At 36.3% G+C, this 25,977-nt stretch carries 26 protein-coding genes, 2 pseudogenes and 2 other annotated features; of the genes and pseudogenes, 20 read left to right on the top strand and 8 right to left on the bottom strand.

What is annotated here, in order from left to right:
• Positions 1–21: 21 nt before the first annotated feature.
• Positions 22–681, top strand: coding sequence for a YrrS family protein (locus tag SB773_RS06350; protein ID WP_012261740.1), 660 nt, complete (start codon positions 22–24; stop codon positions 679–681).
• 34 nt (positions 682–715) lie between these two features.
• Here the strand turns inward: SB773_RS06350 and SB773_RS06345 are convergent, their stop codons facing one another.
• Positions 716–931 (bottom strand): YrzA family protein, encoded by a 216-nt coding sequence (locus tag SB773_RS06345; RefSeq protein ID WP_113734182.1) that lies wholly within the window; start codon positions 929–931, stop codon positions 716–718.
• Positions 932–1,068: 137 nt separating this feature from the next.
• Here SB773_RS06345 and SB773_RS06340 point away from each other — a divergent pair, with 137 nt between their 5' ends.
• The 13 genes from SB773_RS06340 (at position 1,069) to SB773_RS06280 (ending at position 12,907) form a co-directional block, all read left to right on the top strand.
• Positions 1,069–1,707 carry a class I SAM-dependent DNA methyltransferase gene (locus SB773_RS06340; RefSeq protein WP_113734183.1) on the top strand — a complete coding sequence of 213 codons (639 nt, stop codon included), beginning with the start codon at positions 1,069–1,071 and terminating at the stop codon, positions 1,705–1,707.
• A gap of 14 nt (positions 1,708–1,721) precedes the next feature.
• Positions 1,722–2,417, top strand: a complete 696-nt coding sequence (gene mtnN / locus SB773_RS06335) for a 5'-methylthioadenosine/S-adenosylhomocysteine nucleosidase (RefSeq protein WP_113734184.1) — start codon at positions 1,722–1,724, stop codon at positions 2,415–2,417.
• A gap of 82 nt (positions 2,418–2,499) precedes the next feature.
• Positions 2,500–3,423 (top strand): O-acetylserine dependent cystathionine beta-synthase, encoded by a 924-nt coding sequence (locus tag SB773_RS06330; protein WP_289404667.1) that lies wholly within the window; start codon positions 2,500–2,502, stop codon positions 3,421–3,423.
• A 3-nt stretch (positions 3,424–3,426) separates the two neighbouring features.
• Positions 3,427–4,560 (top strand): bifunctional cystathionine gamma-lyase/homocysteine desulfhydrase, encoded by a 1,134-nt coding sequence (locus tag SB773_RS06325; protein WP_088034209.1) that lies wholly within the window; start codon positions 3,427–3,429, stop codon positions 4,558–4,560.
• 257 nt (positions 4,561–4,817) lie between these two features.
• Positions 4,818–7,421, top strand: coding sequence for a bifunctional acetaldehyde-CoA/alcohol dehydrogenase (gene adhE / locus SB773_RS06320; protein ID WP_410589039.1), 2,604 nt, complete (start codon positions 4,818–4,820; stop codon positions 7,419–7,421).
• Between the two features lie 126 nt (positions 7,422–7,547).
• Entirely contained in the window at positions 7,548–7,784 is a 237-nt protein-coding gene (locus SB773_RS06315) for a YrhC family protein (protein ID WP_002034123.1), read from the top strand.
• Between the two features lie 147 nt (positions 7,785–7,931).
• The gene (locus SB773_RS06310; RefSeq protein WP_002015260.1) at positions 7,932–8,879 is read left to right on the top strand and encodes an ABC transporter substrate-binding protein; all 948 of its coding nucleotides are present in this window, start codon (positions 7,932–7,934) and stop codon (positions 8,877–8,879) included.
• Positions 8,880–8,884: 5 nt separating this feature from the next.
• Complete coding sequence (locus SB773_RS06305; protein ID WP_410589036.1) at positions 8,885–9,913, top strand: FecCD family ABC transporter permease; 1,029 nt, start codon at positions 8,885–8,887, stop codon at positions 9,911–9,913.
• Positions 9,900–10,694, top strand: a complete 795-nt coding sequence (locus SB773_RS06300; RefSeq protein WP_410589034.1) for an ABC transporter ATP-binding protein — start codon at positions 9,900–9,902, stop codon at positions 10,692–10,694. The genes SB773_RS06305 and SB773_RS06300 overlap by 14 nt, the downstream gene beginning before the upstream one ends.
• Positions 10,685–11,080, top strand: coding sequence for an ankyrin repeat domain-containing protein (locus SB773_RS06295; RefSeq protein WP_410589032.1), 396 nt, complete (start codon positions 10,685–10,687; stop codon positions 11,078–11,080). Before SB773_RS06300 ends, SB773_RS06295 begins: the two co-directional genes overlap by 10 nt.
• A 294-nt stretch (positions 11,081–11,374) precedes the next feature.
• Positions 11,375–11,902, top strand: a complete 528-nt coding sequence (locus SB773_RS06290) for a GNAT family N-acetyltransferase (RefSeq protein WP_002015253.1) — start codon at positions 11,375–11,377, stop codon at positions 11,900–11,902.
• A gap of 58 nt (positions 11,903–11,960) precedes the next feature.
• Complete coding sequence (locus tag SB773_RS06285; protein ID WP_002015252.1) at positions 11,961–12,419, top strand: GNAT family N-acetyltransferase; 459 nt, start codon at positions 11,961–11,963, stop codon at positions 12,417–12,419.
• 110 nt (positions 12,420–12,529) lie between these two features.
• Complete coding sequence (locus tag SB773_RS06280) at positions 12,530–12,907, top strand: hotdog family protein (RefSeq protein WP_002015250.1); 378 nt, start codon at positions 12,530–12,532, stop codon at positions 12,905–12,907.
• Between the two features lie 39 nt (positions 12,908–12,946).
• Here SB773_RS06280 and SB773_RS06275 read toward each other — a convergent pair whose 3' ends face one another.
• A complete protein-coding gene (locus SB773_RS06275) occupies positions 12,947–13,492 on the bottom strand; it encodes a helix-turn-helix domain-containing protein (RefSeq protein ID WP_002015249.1) in 546 nt (181 codons plus the stop codon).
• A 156-nt stretch (positions 13,493–13,648) separates the two neighbouring features.
• On the opposite strand from SB773_RS06275, the gene SB773_RS06270 reads away from it, so the two are divergent.
• Together SB773_RS06270 and SB773_RS06265 are read left to right on the top strand one after the other, a co-directional pair.
• The gene (locus SB773_RS06270) at positions 13,649–14,053 is read left to right on the top strand and encodes a DoxX family protein (RefSeq protein WP_410589028.1); all 405 of its coding nucleotides are present in this window, start codon (positions 13,649–13,651) and stop codon (positions 14,051–14,053) included.
• A gap of 21 nt (positions 14,054–14,074) precedes the next feature.
• A complete protein-coding gene (locus tag SB773_RS06265) occupies positions 14,075–14,932 on the top strand; it encodes a VOC family protein (RefSeq protein ID WP_410589026.1) in 858 nt (285 codons plus the stop codon).
• A gap of 16 nt (positions 14,933–14,948) precedes the next feature.
• Here SB773_RS06265 and SB773_RS06260 read toward each other — a convergent pair whose 3' ends face one another.
• The 3 genes from SB773_RS06260 to SB773_RS06250 form a co-directional block, all read right to left on the bottom strand.
• Entirely contained in the window at positions 14,949–15,263 is a 315-nt protein-coding gene (locus SB773_RS06260; protein WP_060751082.1) for a 4a-hydroxytetrahydrobiopterin dehydratase, read from the bottom strand.
• Positions 15,244–16,998, bottom strand: coding sequence for an aromatic amino acid hydroxylase (locus SB773_RS06255; RefSeq protein ID WP_060751081.1), 1,755 nt, complete (start codon positions 16,996–16,998; stop codon positions 15,244–15,246). The genes SB773_RS06260 and SB773_RS06255 overlap by 20 nt, the downstream gene beginning before the upstream one ends.
• A gap of 158 nt (positions 16,999–17,156) precedes the next feature.
• Positions 17,157–17,384, bottom strand: a binding site (T-box leader).
• Between the two features lie 52 nt (positions 17,385–17,436).
• Positions 17,437–17,665, bottom strand: a binding site (T-box leader).
• A gap of 70 nt (positions 17,666–17,735) precedes the next feature.
• Positions 17,736–20,483 carry a S8 family peptidase gene (locus SB773_RS06250; protein ID WP_410589023.1) on the bottom strand — a complete coding sequence of 916 codons (2,748 nt, stop codon included), beginning with the start codon at positions 20,481–20,483 and terminating at the stop codon, positions 17,736–17,738.
• Positions 20,484–20,712: 229 nt separating this feature from the next.
• On the opposite strand from SB773_RS06250, the gene SB773_RS06245 reads away from it, so the two are divergent.
• Positions 20,713–21,951 carry a TolB family protein gene (locus SB773_RS06245; protein ID WP_113734193.1) on the top strand — a complete coding sequence of 413 codons (1,239 nt, stop codon included), beginning with the start codon at positions 20,713–20,715 and terminating at the stop codon, positions 21,949–21,951.
• Positions 21,952–21,994: 43 nt separating this feature from the next.
• Here the strand turns inward: SB773_RS06245 and SB773_RS06240 are convergent, their stop codons facing one another.
• The 3 genes and pseudogenes from SB773_RS06240 to SB773_RS06230 form a co-directional block, all read right to left on the bottom strand.
• Positions 21,995–22,117 carry a DUF4023 domain-containing protein gene (locus SB773_RS06240; protein ID WP_000071866.1) on the bottom strand — a complete coding sequence of 41 codons (123 nt, stop codon included), beginning with the start codon at positions 22,115–22,117 and terminating at the stop codon, positions 21,995–21,997.
• A gap of 273 nt (positions 22,118–22,390) precedes the next feature.
• Positions 22,391–23,466: pseudogene (locus tag SB773_RS06235) on the bottom strand (RNA-guided endonuclease TnpB family protein).
• Between the two features lie 285 nt (positions 23,467–23,751).
• On the bottom strand, positions 23,752–24,090 hold the full coding sequence (locus tag SB773_RS06230; protein WP_410589020.1) for a phosphoglycerate mutase: 339 nt from the start codon (positions 24,088–24,090) through the stop codon (positions 23,752–23,754).
• A gap of 169 nt (positions 24,091–24,259) precedes the next feature.
• On the opposite strand from SB773_RS06230, the gene SB773_RS06225 reads away from it, so the two are divergent.
• The 3 genes and pseudogenes from SB773_RS06225 to SB773_RS06215 all read left to right on the top strand — a co-directional run bounded on the left by SB773_RS06225 (position 24,260) and on the right by SB773_RS06215 (position 25,945).
• Positions 24,260–24,835, top strand: a complete 576-nt coding sequence (locus SB773_RS06225) for a histidine phosphatase family protein (protein ID WP_410589018.1) — start codon at positions 24,260–24,262, stop codon at positions 24,833–24,835.
• Positions 24,836–25,180, top strand: a pseudogene (locus SB773_RS06220) (delta-aminolevulinic acid dehydratase); the annotation flags it as partial.
• Positions 25,181–25,444: 264 nt separating this feature from the next.
• Positions 25,445–25,945, top strand: a complete 501-nt coding sequence (locus tag SB773_RS06215) for a DoxX family protein (protein WP_410589016.1) — start codon at positions 25,445–25,447, stop codon at positions 25,943–25,945.
• Positions 25,946–25,977 lie beyond the last annotated feature (32 nt).

Below are 25,977 nucleotides of genomic sequence, written 5' to 3'. Positions count from 1 at the left end.
AACTGCATGGAGGTTTGAAGAATGGCAGGAGGATCTAGATTCCAACAGAAACAACAAAAACGTCGTCAAAACGGTGTTTTAAATATTGCGATTGCTATTGTATTAGTAGCAGTAGCTATTGTAGCATATCAATTGTTTGTTCCTGACACAAAAGAGCAAGCGTCTTCTAGTGATAATAAAAAAGTAGCTCAGCAAACAACAAAAGAAAATAAAGCTGAGAAAGCAAAAGGTAAAGAAGAGACGAAGAAGAACGAGCAAGAGAAAGAGAAAGCAGAGGCTAAGAAGAAGGAAGAAGAAGAGAAGCTAAAGGCTGAAGAAGAAAAGAAAAAAGCTGAAGAAGAAGCAAAAACTAATGAGAAAATATCAGCTGAAAAAACACAGCCAAAGGCAACAGATGCTTATACGAAACCTTCTTGGAAGCCAGTAGGTACAGAACAAGGTGCAACACCTGCGATGACGTTTCAAAAAGGTACAGCAGATTGGAATGAGATGAATCAGGCGATTTCCGCTGCAATTGACGTTCCGGTAGAGCAATTGGTTATTCATAGAATCGGAAATAACGGTAAGAATAAAGCTTACGGTAACGTGCAAGATAAGCAATCAGGTAAAAAATATTATGTAAATATTGATTGGGTAGACAATGAGGGCTGGAAACCAGTACTCGTTCAAACTCTAAACTAAAAAAGAGAGGCTCTTAGGAGCCTCTCTTTTTTAGTTAGCGTAATTTCTTTAATTTAAAATGAACAACCGCACTATAATAAGGTCTTTTGCTTTCAGGATCCATAATCATTTGGTGAGAAATATGATGAACTTCGAGCATAAGTGCTTTATTATTATCAATTTGTTCGCTAATTTTCTTTTCTAAAGAAACCAAGTTTGCAGCCTCGAAAAATTCTACTTTATCTTCTAACATTTCAAAGGTAAATGACACAAAGATGCCCCCTCTCCTGTGATAATCACCTATAGTGTAACAAAGAAAAGAAGGAAATACTATGTACATTTCAATTGACATTTTTAGAAAGAGGGAATATCATACTGATAAAACCGATAAGAAAAAGGGGAATTTTTATGGGCATAGAATTTAATGGTTTATTTGATGAATGGGCTCATACGTACGACTCATTTGTACAAGGCGAAGATATACAATATAAAGAAGTTTTTGCCCATTATGAGGACATTTTAGAGGATGTAGTTAACAAGTCATTTGGCAACGTATTAGAATTTGGTGTTGGTACTGGCAATTTAACAAATAAATTATTACTTGCTGGCCGCACAGTTTACGGTATAGAACCGTCACGTGAAATGCGTACTATCGCAAAAGAGAAATTACCAAAAGAGTTTTCAATTACAGAGGGTGATTTTCTTTCATTTGAAGTTCCAAATTCAATTGATACAATTGTGAGCACCTATGCATTTCATCATTTAACAGATGATGAAAAAGACGTAGCAATTGCGAAGTATAGTCAATTGCTAAACAAAGGTGGTAAAATAGTGTTTGCTGATACGATATTTGCAGATCAAGATGCATATGATAAAACTGTTGAGACAGCAAAACAAAGAGGTTTTCATCAGTTAGCAAACGATTTGCAAACAGAATACTATACACGTATTCCGATCATGCAATCTATTTTTGAAAACAATGGCTTCCATGTAACGTTTACGAGATTAAATCATTTCGTTTGGGTAATGGAGGCAACTAAGCAATAGAAAGAGGGATTAGATTGAGAATTGCTGTAATTGGAGCAATGGAAGAAGAAGTACGTATTTTACGTGACAAATTAGAACAAGCAGAAACAGAAACTGTTGCAGGTTGTGAATTTACGAAAGGACTATTGGCAGGACATGAAGTAATCTTGCTAAAGTCTGGTATTGGTAAAGTAAATGCAGCTATGTCAACGACAATTTTATTAGAAAAATATAAACCTGAAAAAGTAATCAACACTGGTTCAGCTGGTGGATTCCATCATTCTTTAAATGTTGGAGATGTGGTTATTTCAACAGAAGTTCGTCACCATGACGTAGATGTAACAGTATTTAACTACGAATATGGTCAAGTGCCAGGAATGCCACCTGGATTTAAAGCTGATGAGGCATTAGTTGCATTAGCTGAGAAATGTATGCAGGCAGAAGAAAATATTCAAGTTGTAAAAGGAATGATTGCAACAGGTGATTCATTTATGAATGATCCGAACCGCGTTGCAGCAATTCGTGATAAATTTGAAGACCTTTATGCAGTAGAAATGGAAGCAGCAGCTGTTGCGCAAGTATGCCACCAATATGAAGTTCCGTTTGTTATTATTCGTGCACTTTCTGATATTGCAGGTAAAGAATCAAATGTTTCATTTGATCAATTTTTAGATCAAGCAGCTCTTCATTCTACAAACTTTATCGTAAAAGTATTAGAAGAGTTAAAGTAATGTAACAAAAAGGCAACTGTCTCATATAAAGAAAATACATACAGTTGCCTTTTCTTTATTGGCAAATAAGGGGGAGAACACGATGAATGTATATCGTGGAGTTCATGAGTTGATTGGTCATACACCAATCGTAGAAATTACTCGTTTTTCACTTCCGGAAGGAGTCCGTTTATTTGCAAAGCTTGAATTTTACAACCCAGGCGGAAGCGTTAAGGATCGTTTAGGAAGAGAATTAATCGAAGATGCGTTAGAAAAAGGGCTTGTTGCAGAGGGCGGAACAATTATTGAACCGACGGCTGGAAATACAGGTATTGGACTGGCACTTGCAGCGTTAGAACATGATTTACGCGTCATTGTTTGTGTACCAGAGAAATTTAGTGTTGAAAAACAAGAATTAATGAAAGCGCTAGGTGCAACAGTCGTGCATACCCCGACTGAGCAAGGAATGACCGGCGCAATTGCAAAGGCAAAAGAATTAGTAAAGGAAATACCGAATTCATACTCTCCAAGTCAGTTTGCTAATGAAGCAAACCCTCGTGCTTATTTCAAAACACTAGGTCCTGAACTTTGGGACGCACTGAATGGAGAGATTAACATATTTGTTGCAGGAGCAGGAACTGGCGGTACATTTATGGGAACTGCGTCTTATTTAAAAGAGAAAAACATTGATATTAAAACGGTTATTGTAGAACCAGAAGGATCTATTTTAAATGGTGGTAAGGTTGGTTCACATGAAACAGAAGGAATTGGTCTTGAGTTCATCCCGCCATTTTTGAAAACATCTTATTTTGATGAAATTCATACAATTTCTGATCGAAATGCATTTTTACGAGTGAAAGAATTAGCGAAAAAAGAAGGTCTTCTCGTTGGAAGCTCTTCAGGAGCAGCATTTCATGCAAGCTTACTTGAGGCGGAGAAAGCAGCACCAGGTACAAATATTGTAACGATTTTTCCAGATAGTAGTGAGCGTTATTTAAGTAAAGATATATACAAAGGGTGGGAATAAAAAATGAGAGCAAAGACAAAGTTAATTCATGGTATTCGCATAGGAGAACCTTCAACTGGATCTGTAAATGTGCCGATTTATCAAACAAGTACGTACAAACAAGAAGCAGTTGGTAAGCATCAAGGATATGAATATTCTAGAACTGGTAATCCAACTCGTTCAGCTTTAGAAGAAATGATTGCAGTATTAGAAAATGGTCATGCTGGATTTGCATTTGGTTCAGGGATGGCAGCTATTACAGCAACAATTATGTTGTTCTCAAAAGGTGACCACGTCATTTTAACAGATGATGTTTACGGTGGAACATACCGCGTTATTACGAAAGTATTAAACCGCTTCGGTATTGAGCATACATTTGTAGATACAACAAACCTAGAGGAAGTTGTAGAAGCGATTCGTCCAAATACGAAAGCGATCTATGTGGAAACACCAACGAATCCATTACTGAAAATTACTGATATTAAGAAAATATCTGCTCTTGCTAAAGAAAACGATTTATTAACAATTATTGATAACACATTCATGACGCCATATTGGCAGTCGCCAATTTCTTTAGGAGCAGATATTGTACTTCATAGTGCAACGAAATATTTAGGTGGGCATAGTGATGTAGTTGCAGGCCTAGTAGTTGTAAATAGCCCGCAACTAGCAGAAGACCTTCATTTTGTACAAAACTCAACAGGAGGTATTCTTGGACCACAAGATAGCTTCTTACTACTTCGCGGTTTAAAAACATTAGGAATTCGTATGGAAGAGCATGAAATAAATTCACGCGCAATTGCTGAGTTTTTAAATAACCATCCGAAAGTAAATAAAGTATATTATCCAGGTCTTGAATCACATCAAAATCACGAATTAGCAAAAGAACAGGCGAACGGATTTGGTGCAATCATCTCATTCGATGTAGATAGTGAAGAAACATTAAATAGAGTACTTGAGAAGTTACAATACTTCACACTTGCTGAAAGTTTAGGAGCAGTAGAAAGTTTAATTTCAATTCCATCACAAATGACACATGCATCTATTCCTGCTGATCGCCGTAAAGAATTAGGGATTACAGATACATTGATTCGTATTTCTGTCGGTATTGAAGATGGTGAAGATTTGATTGAAGATTTAGCACAAGCGTTAGCATAATAAAAAAGCACTGCTAAATAGAGCAGTGCTTTTTTAAGATTATTTTGTGAAACTTTTCACAAAATGGACATACACAAATAAAATGATTTCATGTATAGTGAAGTCATGAAATATTACTCACGAACAAACTTGTGAAATGTTTCACAAACGATGAGATTCATGTAGGAAGGCAACTCTATTTTTTTACGCTAATCGGGACTTATTATGACCTATAGGGACTTATAAAGGCCGTAATAGCAGAATAGGAGGAAATTTACATGGTAGTCAAAGAGAAAGTTGTAAATGAAATGCAAGAGGCAAAAGAGATGATTGATACGTTAGTAGAGAACGGTCAAAAAGCTTTACAAGCATTAGAAAGTTTTACACAAGAGCAAATTGACAACATTGTTCATGAAATGGCGCTTGCAGGTGTTGACCAACATATGCCGCTTGCGAAATTGGCTGTTGAAGAAACGGGCCGTGGTGTATATGAAGACAAATGTATAAAAAATATTTTTGCCACTGAATATATTTGGCATAGCATGAAGAAAGATAAAACAGTAGGGATTATTCACGAAGATCCTCATGAAGAAATAATAGAAATTGCGGAACCTGTCGGTGTAGTAGCTGGGGTAACGCCAGTAACTAACCCAACGTCGACAACGATGTTTAAAGCATTAATCGCGATAAAAACGAGAAATCCAATTATTTTCGCATTTCATCCTTCTGCACAAAATTGTTCTATTGCAGCAGCGAAAACAGTATACGATGCAGCAGTGAAGGCTGGTGCACCAAAGCACTGTATTCAATGGATTGAAAGACCTTCTGTCGAAGCAACGAAACAATTAATGAACCATGAAGGTATTGCGCTCGTTCTAGCAACTGGAGGAGCTGGTATGGTGAAATCAGCTTATTCTACTGGCAAACCAGCGCTAGGTGTAGGTCCTGGTAATGTACCATGTTATATAGAGAAATCGGCACATGTAAAACGAGCTGTTAATGATTTGATTTTATCGAAAACATTTGATAACGGTATGATTTGTGCATCGGAACAAGCTATCATTGTAGATAAGGAAATCTATGATGATGTTAAAACAGAAATGATTGCAAATAATTGTTACTTTGTAACAGAAGAAGAGAGAAAAGAATTAGAAAAGCTTGTTATTAATGAAAATACATGTGCAGTAAATAGTGATATTGTTGGGAAATCAGCACAGTATATTGCCGAATTAGTAGGAATTACTGTACCTGAACATACAAAAATGCTTGTAGCTGAAATTAAAGGAATTGGATCGGCGTATCCACTATCTCGTGAAAAACTGAGTCCAGTATTAGCTTGTGTAAAAGCAAATTCATTAGAAGAAGGCTTTACATATTGTGAAGGAATGCTAGATCTTGGCGGTTTAGGGCATTCAGCTGTAATCCATTCTGCAAATAAAGAAGTGCAAAAACAATTTGGCTTGCGTATGAAAGCTTGCCGTCTCATAGTAAATGCACCTTCATCACAAGGGGGAATTGGTGATATATATAATGGGTTTATTCCATCACTTACGCTTGGATGTGGTTCCTATGGAAAAAACTCTGTTTCCCAAAATGTAACAGCTACTCATTTACTAAATATAAAAAGGCTGGCAAATAGAAAAAAGAATATGCAGTGGTTCAAATTACCACCAAAAATTTATTTTGAAAAACATGCTACAGCATATTTAGCGAACATGCCTAATATTTCACGTGCATTTATTGTAACGGATCCAGGAATGGTTGAGCATGGATATGTAGATACTGTCACGCACTATTTACGTAAACATGCAAATGATGTGAAAGTTGAAGTTTTCTTCGAGGTCGAGCCAGATCCATCAGATGAAACTGTATTTAAAGGTGCAGACATGATGAAAAGCTTTAAACCAGATGTAATTATCGCGCTTGGTGGCGGTTCAGCTATGGATGCAGCAAAAGGGATGTGGCTATTCTATGAGCACCCAGAAACGACATTCTATGGAATAAAACAGAAGTTTTTAGATATAAGAAAACGTACATGTAAGTATCCGAACTTGGGAAATAAAGCACAATTTGTTGCCATTCCAACAACATCAGGGACGGGATCAGAAGTGACGCCATTTGCGGTTATTACAGATAAGAAAAATAATATTAAATACCCGCTTGCGGATTATGAATTAACACCAGATGTAGCGATTGTTGATCCGCAATTTGTAATGACAGTACCACCTCATGTGACGGCAGATACTGGTATGGACGTATTAACACATGCAATTGAAGCGTATGTGTCTGTTCTGGCAAATGACTATACTGATGGTTTAGCATTAAAAGCAATTGATCTCGTATTTAAATATTTACCGAGAGCATATAAAAATGGAAATGATGAAGAAGCACGAGAAAAAATGCATAACGCTTCCGCGATTGCAGGGATGGCATTTGCTAATGCTTTCCTTGGTATTAATCACAGTTTAGCGCATAAAATTGGACCGGAATTCCATATTCCGCATGGACGTGCGAATGCAATTCTTATGCCGCACGTAGTTCGCTATAATGCTATTAAGCCAAGAAAACACGCATTGTTCCCAAAATATGAGCACTTTGTGGCTGATGAACGCTATGCACATATTGCGAGAATGCTCGGGCTTCCAGCAAGCTCAACAGCGGAAGGTGTGGAATCACTCGTCCAAGCAATTATTGAGCTTGGAAAAAGCTTAAATATAAATATGAGTATTGCAGGACAAGGAGTTGCTAAAGACCAATTTGAAGGGGTTGTTGGATTATTAGCAGAAAGAGCTTTTGAAGATCAATGTACAACAGCTAATCCAAAATTACCGCTCATTTCAGAGCTGAAAGAAATCTATATGGAAGCATATAAAGGCGTATAATAGATAAACAAGAGCCGCGAGTAAGCGGCTCTTGTTTACTTTGGAAAACATCTCCCAGATTGGTTCTATTTACTTGTCTTTAAGCTTGATAGAATGTGATAAAGTGAGGATGGGAGTGATAAGCAGATGAAAGAATTACAAGAAAAAATAGCAGATTATACCCGGTTTGCACAAGTACTTTTAGCTATAAGTACGTTTTTAATGATCGGTTTATTAATTCCAAGTGGAATAAAAAGTATGGTACAGTCTTTTGTTATGATGGGGAGTATTATTGTATTTTTAGTTCTTGCTTTTTTCTTCTTTAAGCGTGTTAGAACGATGCGTGATCAATTAGAGGAGAGCGAATATGAAGAAAATTGTTAAATAGGGCGCTACGAAAAGAAGAAATCTTTTTGTAGCGTTTTTTCATTTTTGTAGAAAATGTATGCGTTTCATATTGACAATGATAATCCTTATCAATTAAAGTAGAATAGTAGTTAATGATTATTATTATCAATTAGAGGTGAAAGAATGAACAAATCTATTACGCTGTTCACAGCGATCTTATCTATTTTTTTCTTATTAATAGGTTGCAGTGCAAAAGAAAACGAAAAAGCATCCGCAACAAAAACAGACAAAGGAACAGACAAAATCGAAATTACCGATCTCTCAGACAGAAAGATAACATTCAATAAAGTTCCTGAAAGTTTTGCTACGTTGAGTATGGGAGACATGGATATTATTCATGCTTTAGGTGGAAAAATAGTAGGTCGTCCTGATACAAAATTAACTCTCCCAGAGGAATTAAAGAAAGCACAAGTAATCGGGAATGCACATCAACCGAATTTTGAGCAAATTGCTAGTTTAAAACCGGATGTACTTGTTGCTAACAATGGATTCCAAAAGAACATTCCAACGGTCGAAGGACAAGGAACAAAAGTAATCATTTCTTCAGCCAACTCTGTAAAAGATATTCAAAAGGGTATTGAAATGTATGGAACAGTAATGAAGAAAGAAGATAAAGCAAAAGAGCTTAACCAAAAAATTAATGATCAAATGAAGAAATATGAGAAAAAGAGTGACGTTAAAGCGTTGCTAGTTTATGGAGCACCAGGCACTTATTTAGCAGCATTACCAACATCTCTATCAGGGGATATTTTAGAAAAAACAGGCGGGAAAAATATCGCAGCTAGTTTTCCAGAAATGAAAGAGTATCCGCAATATGCACAGCTAAGTGTAGAACGTATTATTGAAGCAAATCCAGATGTGATTTATTTAATTACACATGGAGATCCCAATAGTGTGAAAAAAGCATTTGAAGGCGAAATGATGAAAAATGAAGCATGGAAAAATTTAGATGCAGTAAAACAAAATCGTGTAGTTATTTTACCACCAGATTTATTTGGATCAAATCCTGGGACAAAAGTTACAGAAGCGATGGACTTTATGTATAAAAGTATACAAGATGTAAGGAAATGATAAGTATGGAGAGTAGTGAAATAGTAAGAGAAAAGGAACATCCTTTTGCGAGAAAAAGGTGGATAATAACAGTTACTTTAGTCGTATTAACTGTTATAGGTCTTTTTTATGGCCTTTTTGCAGGGAGCTTATCTTTTTCTTTACGAGACATTATAGAAGGTATACAAGATGAAGGTTCGACAGTTCATCGAATTGTATGGGATCTTCGTATACCGAGAGTGCTCGTTGGTTTTATAGTAGGAACGTGTTTAGCTGCATCAGGAGCATTATTGCAAGGGGTTATGAGAAATCCTCTTGCAGATCCTGGAATTATCGGAGTTTCATCAGGAGCAGGTCTTGTAGCAATTATAATCATGATTTTATTTCCTCAACATATGGCATTCTTGCCACTAGGAGCGTTTTTAGGAGCTTTTATTACAGCAATGGTCATTTACGCACTATCATGGCAAAAGGGGGCGCCACCTTCACGAATTGTATTAGTAGGTGTTTCAATAAACGCCTTAATTGGTGCAGCGACTTCAGCGCTAATGTTATTACATAGCGACAAAGTACAATCAGTTTTACCGTGGTTAGCTGGTGGTATTGGTGGTGTTAGTTGGGCACATTTAAATATGATTATTTACTATGCGATATTCGCTATTATATTAGCTTTCTTCGGTATTAAACATATTCGAGTATTAATGCTTGGGGATGAAATGGCAAAACTATTAGGATATAACGTGGAAAGAAGTCGGTTTTATTTAATAGTAGTAAGTACAATGTTAGCTGGAATAGCAGTTAGTGTTTCTGGTCTTATTGGATTTGTCGGTCTTGTTGTACCGCATATGTTACGTTTATTAGTTGGAAATGACTATAAATATTTACTGCCATTATCATGCCTTGGCGGTGGGATATTACTTGTTTTTGCGGATGCGATAGCTCGAAGTTGGTTCGATCCAATCGAATTGCCTGTTGGTATTTTATTGTCCTTCTTAGGTGGTCCGTTCTTCTTATATTTAATCCATAGAGGAGGAAAACAACGTGATTTCCGTTAACAAAGTGTTTTACGCACATTCTGAAAGATTTCAAATGCAAAATATGAATGTACATATTAAAGCTGGAGAAATCGTTAGTTTAATCGGTCCGAATGGATCGGGGAAATCTACTTTGCTTCGTTTAATAGCACGGCTACTTAAACAAAGCGAAGGAGACATCATTTTAGATGGGGAAAATATTTATACGATGAAGAGTGCAGATGTAGCGAAGCAATTAGCGATGTTACCACAAATGCACGATCATCAATTAGATTTAACAGTGAAAGAACTAATAGAGTTCGGAAGAGGTCCTCATAAATCATGGAGTAGTCGCTTAAATAAAGAAGATGAAGAAATTGTTGATTGGGCATTGTCTGTTACAAAGCTTGAAGGGTATGAATATCGTCTTTTACAATCCTTATCAGGAGGAGAAAGGCAACGTGCTTGGATTGCAATGACGCTTGCACAACGCACAAATGTCTTACTATTAGATGAACCAACAACCTTTTTAGATATCGTTCATCAGTTAGAAGTAATGGAACTTGTTAAACGATTAAACGAAGAGTTTGGTATGACGATTGTAATGGTTTTACATGATATTAATCAAGCGGCTCAATATAGCGATCGTTTACTCGTATTAAAACAAGGGAAGATTCAGTATGATGGCGTACCAGAAGAAGTACTATGTCATCAAATGTTTCAGCGTGTATTTGGAATTGAAGTTGATATATTCCAAGGGAGTGACAAGCCATTTTTTACACCGAAACGAATTTGTGAAAAGGGAGAAGAGAGATGCAAATAGAAGAGCGTATTACCACTGAGTTAGTAAGGGAATTTGTTATGGCAGCTCACGGAGATCTAGAAAGAGTACAGGAGCTTTTGGCCGAATCACCAAGCTTACTTCATGCTTCTTATAATTGGGGTGGCTCAGATTGGGAAAGTGCCTTAGGAGCAGCGGCCCATGTAGGCCGTAAAGATATTGCTCTTTATTTACTGGAAAAGGGAGCTCGGATGGATATTTTTGCAGCAGCTATGCTGGGTGAACTTGAAGTCGTACAAGCCATTTTAGTAGCACAACCAGAAGCATTACGTGCATCTGGCCCACATGGCATCTCTCTTCTTCAACATGCACGAATGGGTGGAGAAAAAGCTCAGCGTGTATTTGAGTACTTAACAGTGCTTTCTTAATGACCGCAAAGTTCTTATGTGCGGTAAACTTTCCACTCAAAGGATTGGAAGGTTTACCGCCCGTTAGAACGGGATAAGTATCTAGTATATTTGAAAATCCTACACCCCCTCAATTGTAGTTTTCTTTATACTAGTTATGATATGGATGCAGTAGACACTCTTTTGTCTACTGCTTTTTTTTGATATAATACACTTTTATAAGATTGAATTTTCTTTCTTTTTGATAAATTTCTTGATATGAATTATTCAACACTTACGTAGTTTGAAATATGTTGTTATGTAATGAGGTTCAAAATGATGGGAGTGAATAAAAGAGTGTTCCATACAGATCGCTTACAATTTCGCAAATATACAATGGATGATTTACCATTTTATGCTTCTTTATGGGGGGATGAGAAGGTAATGCGCTATATTGGAAATGGAACGTTAAAAACATTTATGCAATGTAAAAAAAGTTTGGAGGAGAGGGTACTTCCAAATTATAAAAACGGTCTCGGTTTATTTGTAATGATTGAAAAGGAAACAGGGATAAGAATTGGTCATGCAGGACTTGTCAAGCAGAAGGTAGATGGAAAAGAGGAAATTGAGATTGGCTATTGGCTACTTCCTAAGTATTGGGGGAAAGGGTATGCGAAAGAGGCTGCGGCGGCATTTCGAGACTATGGTTTTCAAGCATTACAAATGAATAAATTAATTTCACTTATTAATCCGAACCACCCAGCTTCAATATTTGTTGCTAGAAAAACAGGGCTTAGTTATGAGAAAACAACTTCATTTCATGAGATGGATGTTCTCGTTTATTCCATTAAGCGGGTTGGATGAAAAAAGGTGAATTGCATTTTTTGGAGAATGGTATATAAAAAATAAAGGGAGGGATTACATGTATATTTATCATAATGGACTAATTATTCGTGAAGGAACGAATGGAGTGCCAGCATATGCGATTAAGACATTATTTGAAGATGCTGGCTGGAGTAATGATAATATCCCTTCTTGGCAAATTGAAAAGTTTACGATTGCATTTGAAAATTCAACATGGGCTTTCACAATTTGGGATGAAGAAGAAATGGTCGCGATGGTTAGAGTGATTTCTGATCAAATCATGGTTGCTAACATAGTAAATTTAGTTGTGAAGTGTGAGTATAGGGGGAAAGGGTTAGGTAAGAAACTTGTAGCTCTTTGTTTACAAAAGCTTCCGCATGGCGATTGGTTTGCGCATACGTCCGCTAACAATTTTGATTTTTATAGAAGTTGTGATTTTGAAGTAAGAGAGTTATCAAGAAATGGAACCTGTGCGTACTATGGGTATCAAGTGGCAAAAAAGGAAGGGCATCGATAACTTATAAGGTAATAAAGAAAAAGGATTGCTATTTTAATAATATAAACTGAACTGAGACTCATTTTGTGATAAAATAAAAGAAAATTCAGTTTATTAAACGGGGGATAAAAATGAATGTAAAAGTTGGGGATATATTTAAATACGAAAGAAGATTTACCGAGGAAGAAGTTTTTGAATTTGCAAATATTACAGGCGATAAAGGTAGACATCATATGGAATATGATGAGAATGGACGATTAATGGTCCATGGTTTATTGACTGCTAGCATTGGGACGAAAGTAGGCGAAGAGTTACATTACATAGCGAGGGAATTAGTAAGTGAGTTTATTAGACCAGTTTTTACAGGGGATACGGTTACTTGTGAATTAACTTTAACAAATATTGAGCAAATGGAAGGATATAAAAAAGTTTCAATTGAGTCAGTTTATCGCAATCAACATGAAAAGACCGTACTAGTTGGGACGAGTTATGGAATTATAAGGGAATAAAAAAGAAGCCTGTTACGAAACAGGCTTCTTTTTTATCGTTTAGTAAACACGTTTTCGATTTTCCGCATGACTAGAGATAAGTAATAATGCAGATTCTTCACCTATATTGCGAACAATATGAGGAACGCATGCATTCCAAGAGAAAGAATCACCTTCTTCTACAATCGCAATATCTTCTCCATGTTGAACTTCTAGTTTTCCGCGTAATACAAGATGACACTCTTCACCTTCATGAGCATTTGGTGAGTTTTCTTTCGGGAATCCGGCAGAAATTTCTACTAGAGATAGGCGGAGACCACCTTGCTCCGCAACATGCTCAATTCTTTGTTCATCTTTTCCATACACACTGTATTTACGCTCTTCTTTTTTTACAATTTTTAAACGATCTTTTTGTTCTAACAATAAATATGGAAGGGGAACATTTAAAAAATTAGCGATCATTTCTAAAGTTGAGATAGATGGTGATGTTTTATTGTTTTCAACCTGACTCATAAAGCCTTTAGAAAGACCTGTTCCTTCACAAATTTGGGCAATCGTAATTCCTCTACGTTGACGAATTTCACGAATCGCAGAACCGATATTCATAAAATCATGCTCCTTTTTGTAAACAACTATTTGTATCATAGCAAAAAAAAAATATTTTTTCTCATGAAAAATGAATTGACGAATAAAAATAATTAGTGTATGTTTTGTAATGTAAATAAAAGTTTTGTATAACAAAACTATAAAGGAGAGAAAGAAATGAATCAACATATTGGTAACTTAATTATTCGTATCGTGTTAGGGGTAACGTTCTTTATGCACGGTTTAACAAAATTCCAATCAGGAATTGACAATATTGCAGGGTGGTTTACAAGCATTGGTTTACCAGGAGGACTTGCATACGGTGTAGCAACAGTTGAATTAGTTGGAGGTCTATTGTTAATTCTAGGTTTAGGCGTAAGGTATATTGGCTTATTATTTGCACTTGTTATGGTTGGAGCGATTGTGAAAGTAAAATGGTCAGCTGGTTTGTTAGGAGACGGGAAAAATCCTGGATTTGAGTTAGAACTTGCATTATTAGCGATGGGTGCTTACTTATTTCTTGCGAAAGCTAATGGTTTTGTAGATAATTTCTTAAAAGAGAAAATGTTAAAGAAGAATTAATTAAAATGGGGGTATAACAAAATGGGCTTTCCACTTCATCCCGAAACAACACTTGGGGTTGTTCATTTATATGTATCAAATTTAAAGAAATCGCTAGAGTTTTATACAGAAGTACTGCGTATGAAGGTACTGGAAGAAAAAAGTACAATCGTTACGTTTGGTAATGAGGACAATGAGCCACTTCTCATAATAGAAGAAAAGGAAGACGCTCTTCCGAAGCAAAGAGGTCGAACTGGTTTATATCACTATGCAATTTTATTACCAAACAGACAAGACTTAGCAAATATTCTTCGTCATTTTGTTGAGAGAGTACACCCATTACATGGTGGGGCTGACCATTACTTTAGTGAAGCTCTTTATTTAGCTGATCCAGATGGAAACGGGATTGAAATTTATCATGATCGCCAAAAAGAAGTTTGGCATGATGAAAATGGAGAGTTACCATTTGTTAGTAACCCGTTAGACGGCAAAGGATTATTACAGCAAGGAAGTACATGGAATGGGTTCCCGGCTGGTACTGTGATGGGGCACATTCATTTACATGTAGCTGACTTAGAAAAAGCGAAACGTTTCTATGTTGATGGCCTTGGTTTTGATGTAACGATTCCAGCTCGTAATGGAGCGTTGTTCGTATCAGCAGGTGGTTATCATCACCATATCGGTTTAAATACATGGCAGGGTGAAGGTATACCACCACAAATGCCAAATTCCGTTGGTTTGAAATATTTCACAATTGTACTAGCAGATGAAAAACAAAAAGAGCAAGTGTGTGAAAGTTTAAAATATATTGGCGTAGTTGCTACGTATAAAGATGGAATATTACAGGCCAAGGATCCGTTTGGACATTGTATACATTTTAAAGTGAAAGGAGAAGCCTAAAAAGGCTTCTCTTTTTTCACTTTCTTATAATAGCTTTTTCATTTTGTAAAAATAGGTCATCAAATTGCTTTGCAAGGTCAAAATCTAGTTTCGTTAAACCTTTTGCATTCCATGATGACAAAGTAATAATGACTGCTTTATACTGGATAAGGATAAATGGGTGGTGATTATGTTCTTCTGATAGTTTGGCGGCTTCAGAGACAAATTCGACTCCTTTTAAGTAGTCGGAAAACATATATTTTCTTTCAATCCATTTTTCATCTTTCAATACCCATTTATCTAACTTCGCTAATTCCTCATGTACTTCTTCGTCAGCTAATCGTAGCATCATTTTTCACATCCTTTATTGGAAGTAATGCAAGCCCGTTAGTAATAAGGCGTGTTACAGCTTTGTCAGTAGTGAAAGTAGAAAGTTGTTTTAATAAAACTGTTGATGTTTCGTGTCCTTTGTTATGTTGTAAAAGTAATTCTAAAATTTCAAGACGAAGCAACCATTCTTTCGGATAGAATGTATTTAACACTTCTTGAATGGCTATTAGTTGATCGACATGAGCGTCTTGTAATGTACCTTGATTACGAATGTCGCGAACTGTTTGATACATACGTTCAACCTCAGTTAATACAAGCGGAGCAGGAGTTTCATGTACTTCTTCATCCATCGGGAAAAATGCAGCCGCATCTGCCGCTCCTGGGAATACAGAAGTAATTGTTGAACCAACAGCCATATCAAAAGTTCCCCATGAAGGATCGAATAATAAACAATCTTTATGAGTAACTGTGCAACCTGCAAATGAGATAAGGACGATTTTTTTATCGTTCTTTACAATGTCTGTTACTGTTCCTTTTACATGGACTCCACTTGTGAAGGAAAGCTCGACGAGATTGCCAATTATAATGCCTAATGACTGTAGCTTTTCTTCTGTGCAATCTTCTAATGCGATATTACCATCTAGTAATCCGACCGGTGTACCAAATCCATCTTTGTGTACAGATGTAGAGTGATTCACCAATTGTTTATGATTAATTGCTAATGCAGTTGGTGTATTTGTTCTCATATAAATGACTTCACCAGTATCATTTTTAATTGTCTCTGTAAATGTACCGGTAATTTGTAATCCACTACTTAGCTCAGTTGTAGCATGATTTTCGGAGCGAATGGCTTTTTCTAATCCTTCTGTGCCACCTGTTTTGAATGCCATCGTTTCAGAGAACTTCTCAAGTTCTTCAGTCAACTCTTCAAATGATTCACAAACAAATAGCTGTGGCTGCATTTTTGTCACGTCATAAGTTGTTCCTGTGCAAGCTTCAATTGAGAATGGAACTTTTTCTACAGCATCTGTTAAGCAATGCTTGCTTTCACCAACAGAAGAAAGGAGACCAGCACCGTAGATTTTAGGATCGTCTATATTTCCAATCAATCCGTATTCCACTGTCCACCAGAAAAGACGTGAAATTTGTTCTGCTTCTGATAAACCAGAAACTAAGTTTTGTTTTTCGATTACAGTATTTTCAGCAACTGCAACTTCTTCAGGTGTAGAAGTCGGGCTTTCTTTTACAATCGTTAATGTACGAACAGCTTCAAAAGCCTCATGTTCTTCTTTTGTTGAGAAAGCTTTCGCTCCAATTTGCCCAAAGCGCTTCACATATTTTGCATATGTAGAATCGAGTAAAATCGGTGCGTGTCCTGCTGCTTCATGAACGATATCAGGAGCCGGTGTATACTCGATATTTTCTACTTTACGAATATCTGTTGCGATTGGTAGTAATCCGTGCCCCTGAAAATCGAAGAATGCTACGCCGGGAATAAGTCCGTCAATCGTTACAGCTCCCCAGCCGCTTGGTGCTAAGCAGTCATTCATTTCTTCTACTTTTGGAATTGCATCTATATTAATACCAGATGATTGTAGTCCGTTAACATAGGATGGATGAGCAACATCTTTTAAAAAGCTATGGTTTTGTCTCATAATGTAACGCCAAACAGCGTGATTCACCGGCGTGTATTGATCATAATGCTGTGTAGATACGAATGGTTTTAAATGTGATGGAATTTCTGTTTTCTTTGTCATTTAGACATCCTCCTTTTTCTCTATAAAAATGAATACCTGTTTCGTCTTGTACCACCTCCCTTTATAATTGTAAGCGCTTATAAAATTTTATCATAAGATTCGGAACTATTTAACATTTGTTTGTGTGAGAAATAGAAAAAGCCCCTATCGGAAGATCCGATAGGGGCGAAAGAATCGCGGTACCACCCTATTTGTAAGTGGAAATATACTTACATCTCAACTAATGATAACGGAAAAACTCCGTCTTTTCCTTCATGCATAAAAGCACTACGAAAAAGAAGCTCCAGAATTGTAATTCGTACTTATATATGTGCTAATTTCCACCGACCATCAGCTCTCTGAAACAGGGATATAAGATACTACTGCGATTCTTTCAACGCATAATATATGAATTTATTTAAAAGGGGAAGGCGCAAAAAAGCCCCTATCGGAAAATCCGATAGGGACGATAAAAATCGCGGTACCACCCTATTTGTAAACAATTAATTGTTTACCACTTACTTTAAGATAACGGAAAGATCCGTCTTTCTCTTCATGCATAAAAAGCATTACGGGAAAGAAGCTCCAGAATTGTAATTCACGCTTGTATATGTACTGATTCACACCAACCATCAGTTCTCTGAGACAGGGATATAAGTCGCTACTAGTATTCCTTCAAAGCCGATATATAATTTGTTCAACTAAACTATGTTTTGTATTATAAAACTATATTTAAAAGCTTGTCAACAATAATTTTATTATTTCACTTCTAAATCGACGTTCAAATTAGATTTATTTCCAGCTGCATCGGTTGCTACAATGTGGATTGTATTTTTCCCTTGTTGTAATTGATTGCGATCGAAATAAATTTCAAAGTTTTTCTCCCAATGGTTCAAGAAGGCATTTTCCCATACACCATTTCCATTAATTTCATACTGTATCGTTACTGGATGTCCTGGAGCAACCCATCCAGATTCTGTCATCCAGTCTAAAAGTATATCATCTACTTTCCCTCTAATTACAAGGTTTTCTTGATCTACTTCAGGTGATAATTTCGGTGCAGTGCGATCGACGAACACAGCTCCTGTCTGTTTCGTTTCTCCACCAGAGTTAGAAGCAACAGCTTCGATTTGGTATAAGCCATCAGGTAGAGGAGATCCGTCAGTTTTCGTACCATTCCATTTGAAAGATTTATAACCAGGTGTTTCGTTTTTACCTTGATGTATCATGCCTTGATATGTTACACGGTCTTTCGTAATTAAATTAGCGTGAAATGTTACATCCTCCACTGGTGTAACTAAATAGTAATTGATCAGGTTGTCATCTAGTATTCCATCATTATTTGGACTAAAAGTAGAATTAACGATTTCAAGACCATCAATACGTTTGTATTCTTTCGGATTAATGCTAAACGTAAATGGAATACGTATTTCTTCAGTCTTCCCTTGCTCTTTCACATATAGATTTCCTGTATATACACCCTGTGGTAAGGAGCTATCTACAGTAATAGTAAAAGGCTTTTCGATGTTACTATTAGGTTTCACACTAATAGAAGAAGAGAAAGAAGTCTGGACTTTTGTTTTTGTATCTAGTAATTCAATGCGAGTTGAAAAGTTTTTCTTTTTGTTAGAAAGATTTTGTAACGTAATATTTTGTGTTAACTTCACTTTGCCGCTATTAGGTTTAATAAGACCGAAACTTACATTGTTAGGTTTCACTAATGCATCTGTTTGGGCTGCTTTTGGAATGTTAATTAAACCAGATCCTTGTGCCATGACAGGATATGTATTTTCATTGACATCCTTTAATGTTTTTGCAGTGTTGGCAAGAGCTGCTTTCAATTGTTCTGTCGTCCAATCAGGATGCATTTGACGCAGCAGGGCAACGGCTCCCGCCACTTGTGGCGCAGCCATACTTGTTCCGTTGTGAGATTCATAGCCACCTCTTGGGACAGTACTAGTAATTTGTACTCCAGGTGCAACAACATCAGGTTTTATGAGCCAACTTCCTTGTGATGGTCCTCTTGAACTGAAGTTACCAATAAGTTCGGTTTGCTTTGGTTGTCCAATTTTTATATTTTTCTTTCGTTTTGTAATTAAAGTTTTTAACTCTTCGCCATTTGTATTTGATAGTTGCATAACTGGAAGAGCTACATCTTCACGTGCAAAATATTCGGGCATAAGATTAATTTCTTTTTCGTTAGAAATTAGTAGCACGCCAAGAGCGCCAGCTTGTTTCGCTTGTTCTGCTTTTACTAACGTGCTTGAAGTTCCTTGTAAAACAAGGGCGAACTTACCTTTCACATCTTGTTTAGCGTAATCACTTGAATTACCGTAGCCAACATATACAAGCTGAGCATCGTTGCCTACTTGGAAATCTGATTTTGATAACGGTAATCCTTGGTAAGATTTATTGGAACCAGCTACTTGAAATGTTGGAAATGGAATAGAAACAGTAGATGCACCAACAGAGATGACACTACTTGCGTTACCAGGAGCGTCAACAGACCAAGGTTTTGGTCCATCATTTCCATTTGAGACGACTGCAGTAACACCAAGTTTTGCTGCGCGTTCTAACGTCATTGTTACAGGTTGATCAGGTACATTCAAATCTTGACCAAGAGATAGATTTAAAACATCGGCACCATCTTGAATAGCTCGCTCAATACCTTGAATAATATCATCGGTCGTACCGGTACCACCATCATTCATGACACGGTAAGCGAGTATAGAAGCATTCGGAGCAATCCCCTTTATTTTTCCGTTACCAGCAATAATTCCAGCAACATGGGTACCGTGGACATTTCCATCCATCGGATCATTATCTTCATCGACTGTATCATAGCCACCGATATAATTTGCTTGTAAATCAGGATGGGTATAGTCGACACCTGAATCGATAATAGCGACTTTCATCCCTTTCCCATCAAGGGGTTTGCCAGTCGGATCTTTTAAATTCCAAGCTTCAGGTGCATCAACTGTAGGGCCTCCAACGTTTGGTGTTTCTTGATCTGCTAGGCTTTTTGACGTTTCATGTAATTTATATGTTAAGTTCGGATAAATTGCTTTTACTTCAGGTAAAGAAGCTAGAGAGGCAATTTGATCCCCTGGGATAGAAATAGAAAATCCAGAAAATAACGTACTATACGTTTCTTTTATGGTTGCTTTCGGTGCTTTTTCTTTTATTTTCTTTGTTGTATCCTCTTGTGCTTTTTTTAGTTGTGCATGGTATGATTGCACATTGCTATTTTGTAGGTCCGGAGCATGTTGAATGTTACTTTGTGAAGCGAGTGGAGCATGTTGCAATTCTACAATAACTGAAATTTTTTTTGATGTTTTTGTTTCAACATTTTGCGCGATTTTGTTTTCTCCCCATTGTTCAATATTTGCTTTTAACTGTGGGCTAAATTGCTTCTCTTTTTGCAGTGATTCAGCATGGGCGCTTAATGCTCCAAAGCTCGAAAAGACGAGCGCCATACTTAATAGTGTTGATGTAGTTTTCTTCATTGAAACTCCCCCTAATAAAAAGTGCCAATTTTCCGAAAATAAATATTACATTTTTATCGTTAATTATAGGAACGGATGTTGGCTAAACTATACATTCGACATAATTCATACTAAACCTCTTTGAATTGAAAATTTCTTGGGAAATTTTTTGGAATTATGTCGAATGGATAATATTTGCATATAGTAAGCGGAATATGAGGAATGCTAAAGGGGGAAATGGGGGTGCTATATGAAAAGGTTTATAGTAAGTGGAATCGTGATTTTGTTCCTTTTTTTCTGTTCAAGTTCTATTACTAGCGCGGAAAACAATGGAGTAAAAGTTGCCTTTATTCGTAATCATAATCTATGGATTAAAGTCGGTGAAAAAGAAAAACAAATTACAAAAGGAGAGTACATAACAGGGCCGAAATGGTCACACAATGGAGAATGGCTTGCATATGCAAAAGGAAAGAAGCGAAATCACTTTGAACTGTATCGGCTGAAAGATGGAAAGAAAGTTACACCATCTCAATCAGAAGCATCGAATTATCAATGGTCACCAACAGAGAATATAATTGCATTTGTATTTGCACGCACATTAAATACATTTGATGCTGAAAAAAAGAAAGCAGATTTTGAAAACGTAGCTAATGGTGTCGGTGACTATGCATGGTATCCTGATGGTAAGAAGTTCCTTGTATCATCAGAAGCGTACTTGCTTCCAACAGGATGGACAGGTGCTCAGTTATATGAAATACAAAAGGATGCAAATATGAATCCTCATAAGATGAAACATTTATATGCACTACCGAATGAGCATGATGATTTTTTAGCATTAGTTGGAAGTGGATTTAAGTGGTCGCCAGATCAAAAATGGATTTCGTTTTTGGCAGTACCAACAGCTTCTTTGTCAGCTGATAGTAATACCCTTTGCTTAATTCGATCAGACGGCAGTCGTTTTGAAACAGTAGATCAAATGTTATTAAACACACAATGGTTCAAATGGGCGCCATCAAAAAATATATTAGCCTATATTGAAGGAAGCGGGAGAGTTGCTTTAGAGAATAAGCATTTAAAAATAAAAGAATTGCCGGCTCTCCAGCAAAATACATTTACTCCAAAAGGCTATGTTGATTGGGATTTCACATGGAAGAACGAGAATGTAATTATCGTTTCAAGGGCAAAGGAAGCAGAGCTATCGGTCCCTCTAGAAAAAAGACCACTACCATCTTTATATGAAATAAATAGTACAACAGATGAACAACATCAAATTACAAAGCCATCCAATAGCCAAGGCGATTATAACCCTATTTTTAGTAAGAAAAGCAACCAATTAATGTGGCTCCGTTCAAATCGTAAGAAAGCTGATGTATGGCTTGCTCATAACGATGGAAAACATGAGAAGAAGTGGATTGAAAATATAGATGTACCAGAGTGGTATTATGAGAAATGGAATTGGGAAGATGTCGTTTCGGTTAAAGACGAGTAAAAAAACCTGCCTGAAATATAATTTTCAGGTAGGTTTTTCAATGTTATTTATGTGTTTTATTTGGCTTTTTTTTCGCAGGGTTTCCGTTCCCTTGGCGCTTTCTATTTTGTTCATCTTTTGCTTGTTTTTCATGTAATGTATCTAAAAATTCATTTGAGTTACTCATTTGTATATCTCTCCTTTTTTCATTGCGTCCTAGTTACTATAACCATTTAGGAGGATAATCATGAGATAAAAGTTAAGCGCTTAGTTTTCTTCGGTAGTATAAGTAAAATAGTCCATACTTGAGACTCCCACGACTAAAGTCGCAAGCCCGAATCCTTACGGATTTACGGGTGGGATTCTTGAATGACTAAGCGTTCGCAATCCATTTCTGCTTTGAACAGCCTTCAAGATAAGGGCATCTCATTGCCCCTCCTAAACCAGACCATAAAGGTGCTTAGGCTGATTGACTGTTACCATCAATCACAGTTGCGTAGCGAATATTCATCGCTCCAACGATATCACGATGTGTCTTAAACCCACATGGACACTTATATTTTCTATCTTGAGCCTTATTCTTTTTAGCACATTTCGGACAACTTTGACTTGTATAAGCTGGATTCACATATTCAATCTGAATACCAGCTATCATTGCTTTATACGAAATAAATTGTGACAAACGATAGAATGACCAAGTGTGTAGGTTTTTTTCGTTTTTACGGCTTGTTCTTGCCGTCTGTCTTATATTCGTTAGTTGTTCTAATCGAATGACAGAAATATGATTTGCAATCGCAAAATTAATAATCTCACGACTTATTTTGTGATCTTTATCTTGCATCCATCTTTGCTCTTTATCATCCATTCGCCGAATGGCTTTCACCTTTTTGTCTTTTCCTAACTTCTTACGAACACTACGAAACTTACGCTTCTTATATTTATTGTGCCTACCACTACCAAAGAAACGAACCTTATCATCTGTGATTGCTACCGCGGGGACCTTGAGACCTAAGTCTACGCCTAAAATTTTCGTTCCTGTCCTTTTATTGATAGGAAGTGTGACAGATATTTGGGCTATCCATTTATTCGATTTCTTTGTGATGCGAAGTGTACCTAATTTATGTTTTAACAGATTCAGATTACGATTGTTTTTATCACTTAATAAAGCTCGGATTTTTACACGAGTCGACTTTCCATTTACCTTAAATGGGATTGAAATATAAGTAGGTTCAAATGAATAATTTTGATTGTTCCATACACAAACAGGTCTCTTTAGAATTGGGATGATTTTATAATGGCTTTTCTTTACTTTTGTAGCAAACAAACTTTTCGCATCTTTAATCGCTTGATTTTTCACTGCACTTGGGATATTTGCATCAATATCTTTTGTGCTTTTTTCGTACTTTTCTTTGCTTCCACCATTTCCGATACAAGTGTATTTATAACTTTGATATATTCGTGACTGCTTTGTTCCAATAAACAGATTTGTCCTTTTCTTGGAATCAATTTCACTTTCACTGTTAGGGTCTGTGACATACGTTTCATCCCCTTGTTTTTTTGATTTTCAACATCGTGTTCATTTGATACATTTCTAGCAATCATAACAAAATCAGAACGTGTTTATACACTTTACAACTGCATGAAACGAGGAGATCTTCCTCTCAAACACTTTGAAATATTCTTCTATCATCATTTATTCTAGTTATATCATTTATTTTCGAAAGATTCCAACAAAACTCCGGAGAAACTACCTATACTTTGGATACTTAAAGTACCACGAACCTTGCGATTTTTAGTGGTACTCCGTATCCAACCTCACTTTCATCCCATGCCTAAAGGCGATGGGCTTTCTTGTTCGGGAAAAGCTGTAATGAATAACATGAGTAAAACTTGTAACTCTACATTTTCTTTTAAAATAGTTGCGACAGAAGATGGTAAGTAAGGTGATGTATCGCTCGTTCCTAAACCTAACCATTTGTTTAAGAGGTTCATGATACAAAATATGAAAACACCGGACCAGCTTGCGATAATTGCTTTTTGTTTAATTTTCGTTTTACGTTCATCATCTGTAATCCAAGGATTAGCAGTTTTATCACTAATAAAAAAGCCATTTATGTATCCCCATATGATTATTCCGATAAAGATGATAATCGATTTCATATTTGTATTCCTCCCCTTATTGTAAAAAGTATTTTACATATATAATTGTAATATTTTCCAAATAATGATGTCAAATACTTTTTACATCCTGCTGCTTAAAATAGCAGGAGTAAAGAAAAAAATAGGGAAGAAATATGTGAGACTATTTCCTAGTGAGAGGAAGAGGAGAATGAAACTTGTCTTTGTTCGGCATGGTGAAGGTGAGCATACGAAAGATTTACCATTAAGTTTACAAGCAGTGAATCCGCCATTGACGGGCGTGGGAAAGAAGCAGGCAAAATTGCTTCAGTACGATGTACCATTACAAGAAAAGGATATATTAATCGCTAGTCCTACACTTCGAACTTTACAAACTGCGACAATATGGAGTGCGGAAGTTGCTTGTCAAAAAATTGTTCACCCATATATATCCCCGCGTATTTTTCCTTATCGGGAATCCGCCAAAACATTACCGTGCGATCAATTGTTAGATCGAAAGATAATACAAAATTTATTTCCACATTTTTCATTAGAAGAAAGTACAAATGAATTGTTATGGAATGAGGGAGTCAATATCATCTCGGAGATGGAATTTCAGCAAATAGTAGATGAATTTCTGCACTGGTGCTATCAGTTAAAAGCAGAAAAAATTTGTATCGTTTCACATGATGGAACAATTACAGCCTATAGGCAATATTTGCAGAAGGTCGCTTTAACTAGAGCTGATTTTTTGAAAGAAACGGGTATGTATGAAATGGACTTATAGGAGGGGAAATTTGTAATGGAAGAGTTAGGGGAATGTGTGTACGACTTAAATGAGCCGAGAGTATACTTTAGCGTAGCGGAAATTAAGTGATATGCAAAATTGCATATTACACATATTTTAAATGGTTGGTATAAGTTTTGGGGAGTTGAAACTAGTAGAATCTTTTTTACATAGTGATGTAAAATCATATGTTGGATCGATAGATTATGTAGATGGAAATGTAGCGCTTATCTTTATAATACGCTTATTTTACGGGCTTATTAACCATAAAAAACGTTAGAAGAGGCTTTTCAAGAAGCGAGATTAACCGATGAGGGGACACATACATTTCGATTATATAAATAGCGTGAAACACGTTTATTCTATATTCGAATAAACGCGTTTCACATTTAACTCACATTTTTTTTGCATTTTCTTCAATGAAAATGATTATCACCTGTGGTATGATATGTTCAAGTTTTTACAGGTAATAAAAGTTACTATATATACGTTAGCATTTAATGTTTTGTACGTATGTCACAAATTATTCACAATTAACATTTTAAAAGTAAGTAACTACTGTTATTATATTATCTGTAACTGACTTAATTACAACTTTAGGAGGAAGATATGATTATTCAATTTTTAAGAGAAAACAAAGCAGTTTCTTTTGTATTAGCGATAATTCGAGTGTATCTTGGTTACACATGGGTAATGGCTGGAATCGGTAAACTACAAGGAAAAGGCTTCGATGCAACTGGTTATTTACAAGGTGCAATTGAAAAGTCTAAAGGAGCACAACCAGCTGTTCAATCTTGGTGGGCATCATTTTTACAAGATTTTGCAATTCCAAACGTTGATTTATTTAATACACTTGTGACGTGGGGAGAAATTTTAGTCGGAATTGGTTTAATTGTAGGCTGTTTAACAAAAACAGCGGTCTTTTTCGGACTTTTAATGAACTTTTCCTATATGTTTAGTGGGTCAATTGGTGTAAACCCTGAAATGGTTATCTTATCCATGTTCGTTCTTGTTTCTGGTATGAATGCTGGAAAATTTGGAATTGATGGCTTCGTTATTCCCAAAGTACTAGGATCAAAAATTCAAAAACGCCAAAAGCAAGCTGCTTAATATATGAAAACGGGTATCTCAAAATGAGATAC

Origin of the sequence: Bacillus sp. SIMBA_074, assembly GCF_046534555.1 — a bacterium.
Classification (GTDB): Bacteria; Bacillota; Bacilli; order Bacillales; family Bacillaceae_G; genus Bacillus_A; species Bacillus_A mycoides.
This window is presented reverse-complemented; position numbering and strand designations above follow the sequence as displayed.

Bases quoted from the DNA above. Each gene is read 5' to 3' on its own strand.
- SB773_RS06350 (WP_012261740.1), top strand. From the start codon at position 22: ATGGCAGGAGGATCTAGATTCCAACAGAAACAACAAAAACGTCGTCAA.
- SB773_RS06340 (WP_113734183.1), top strand. From the start codon at position 1,069: ATGGGCATAGAATTTAATGGTTTATTTGATGAATGGGCTCATACGTAC.
- SB773_RS06330 (WP_289404667.1), top strand. From the start codon at position 2,500: ATGAATGTATATCGTGGAGTTCATGAGTTGATTGGTCATACACCAATC.
- SB773_RS06325 (WP_088034209.1), top strand. From the start codon at position 3,427: ATGAGAGCAAAGACAAAGTTAATTCATGGTATTCGCATAGGAGAACCT.
- adhE (WP_410589039.1), top strand. From the start codon at position 4,818: ATGGTAGTCAAAGAGAAAGTTGTAAATGAAATGCAAGAGGCAAAAGAG.
- SB773_RS06315 (WP_002034123.1), top strand. From the start codon at position 7,548: ATGAAAGAATTACAAGAAAAAATAGCAGATTATACCCGGTTTGCACAA.
- SB773_RS06310 (WP_002015260.1), top strand. From the start codon at position 7,932: ATGAACAAATCTATTACGCTGTTCACAGCGATCTTATCTATTTTTTTC.
- SB773_RS06305 (WP_410589036.1), top strand. From the start codon at position 8,885: ATGGAGAGTAGTGAAATAGTAAGAGAAAAGGAACATCCTTTTGCGAGA.
- SB773_RS06295 (WP_410589032.1), top strand. From the start codon at position 10,685: ATGCAAATAGAAGAGCGTATTACCACTGAGTTAGTAAGGGAATTTGTT.
- SB773_RS06290 (WP_002015253.1), top strand. From the start codon at position 11,375: ATGATGGGAGTGAATAAAAGAGTGTTCCATACAGATCGCTTACAATTT.
- SB773_RS06285 (WP_002015252.1), top strand. From the start codon at position 11,961: ATGTATATTTATCATAATGGACTAATTATTCGTGAAGGAACGAATGGA.
- SB773_RS06280 (WP_002015250.1), top strand. From the start codon at position 12,530: ATGAATGTAAAAGTTGGGGATATATTTAAATACGAAAGAAGATTTACC.
- SB773_RS06275 (WP_002015249.1), bottom strand. From the start codon at position 13,492: ATGAATATCGGTTCTGCGATTCGTGAAATTCGTCAACGTAGAGGAATT.
- SB773_RS06270 (WP_410589028.1), top strand. From the start codon at position 13,649: ATGAATCAACATATTGGTAACTTAATTATTCGTATCGTGTTAGGGGTA.
- SB773_RS06265 (WP_410589026.1), top strand. From the start codon at position 14,075: ATGGGCTTTCCACTTCATCCCGAAACAACACTTGGGGTTGTTCATTTA.
- SB773_RS06260 (WP_060751082.1), bottom strand. From the start codon at position 15,263: ATGATGCTACGATTAGCTGACGAAGAAGTACATGAGGAATTAGCGAAG.
- SB773_RS06255 (WP_060751081.1), bottom strand. From the start codon at position 16,998: ATGACAAAGAAAACAGAAATTCCATCACATTTAAAACCATTCGTATCT.
- SB773_RS06250 (WP_410589023.1), bottom strand. From the start codon at position 20,483: ATGAAGAAAACTACATCAACACTATTAAGTATGGCGCTCGTCTTTTCG.
- SB773_RS06245 (WP_113734193.1), top strand. From the start codon at position 20,713: ATGAAAAGGTTTATAGTAAGTGGAATCGTGATTTTGTTCCTTTTTTTC.
- SB773_RS06240 (WP_000071866.1), bottom strand. From the start codon at position 22,117: ATGAGTAACTCAAATGAATTTTTAGATACATTACATGAAAAACAAGCA.
- SB773_RS06230 (WP_410589020.1), bottom strand. From the start codon at position 24,090: ATGAAATCGATTATCATCTTTATCGGAATAATCATATGGGGATACATA.
- SB773_RS06225 (WP_410589018.1), top strand. From the start codon at position 24,260: ATGAAACTTGTCTTTGTTCGGCATGGTGAAGGTGAGCATACGAAAGAT.
- SB773_RS06215 (WP_410589016.1), top strand. From the start codon at position 25,445: ATGATTATTCAATTTTTAAGAGAAAACAAAGCAGTTTCTTTTGTATTA.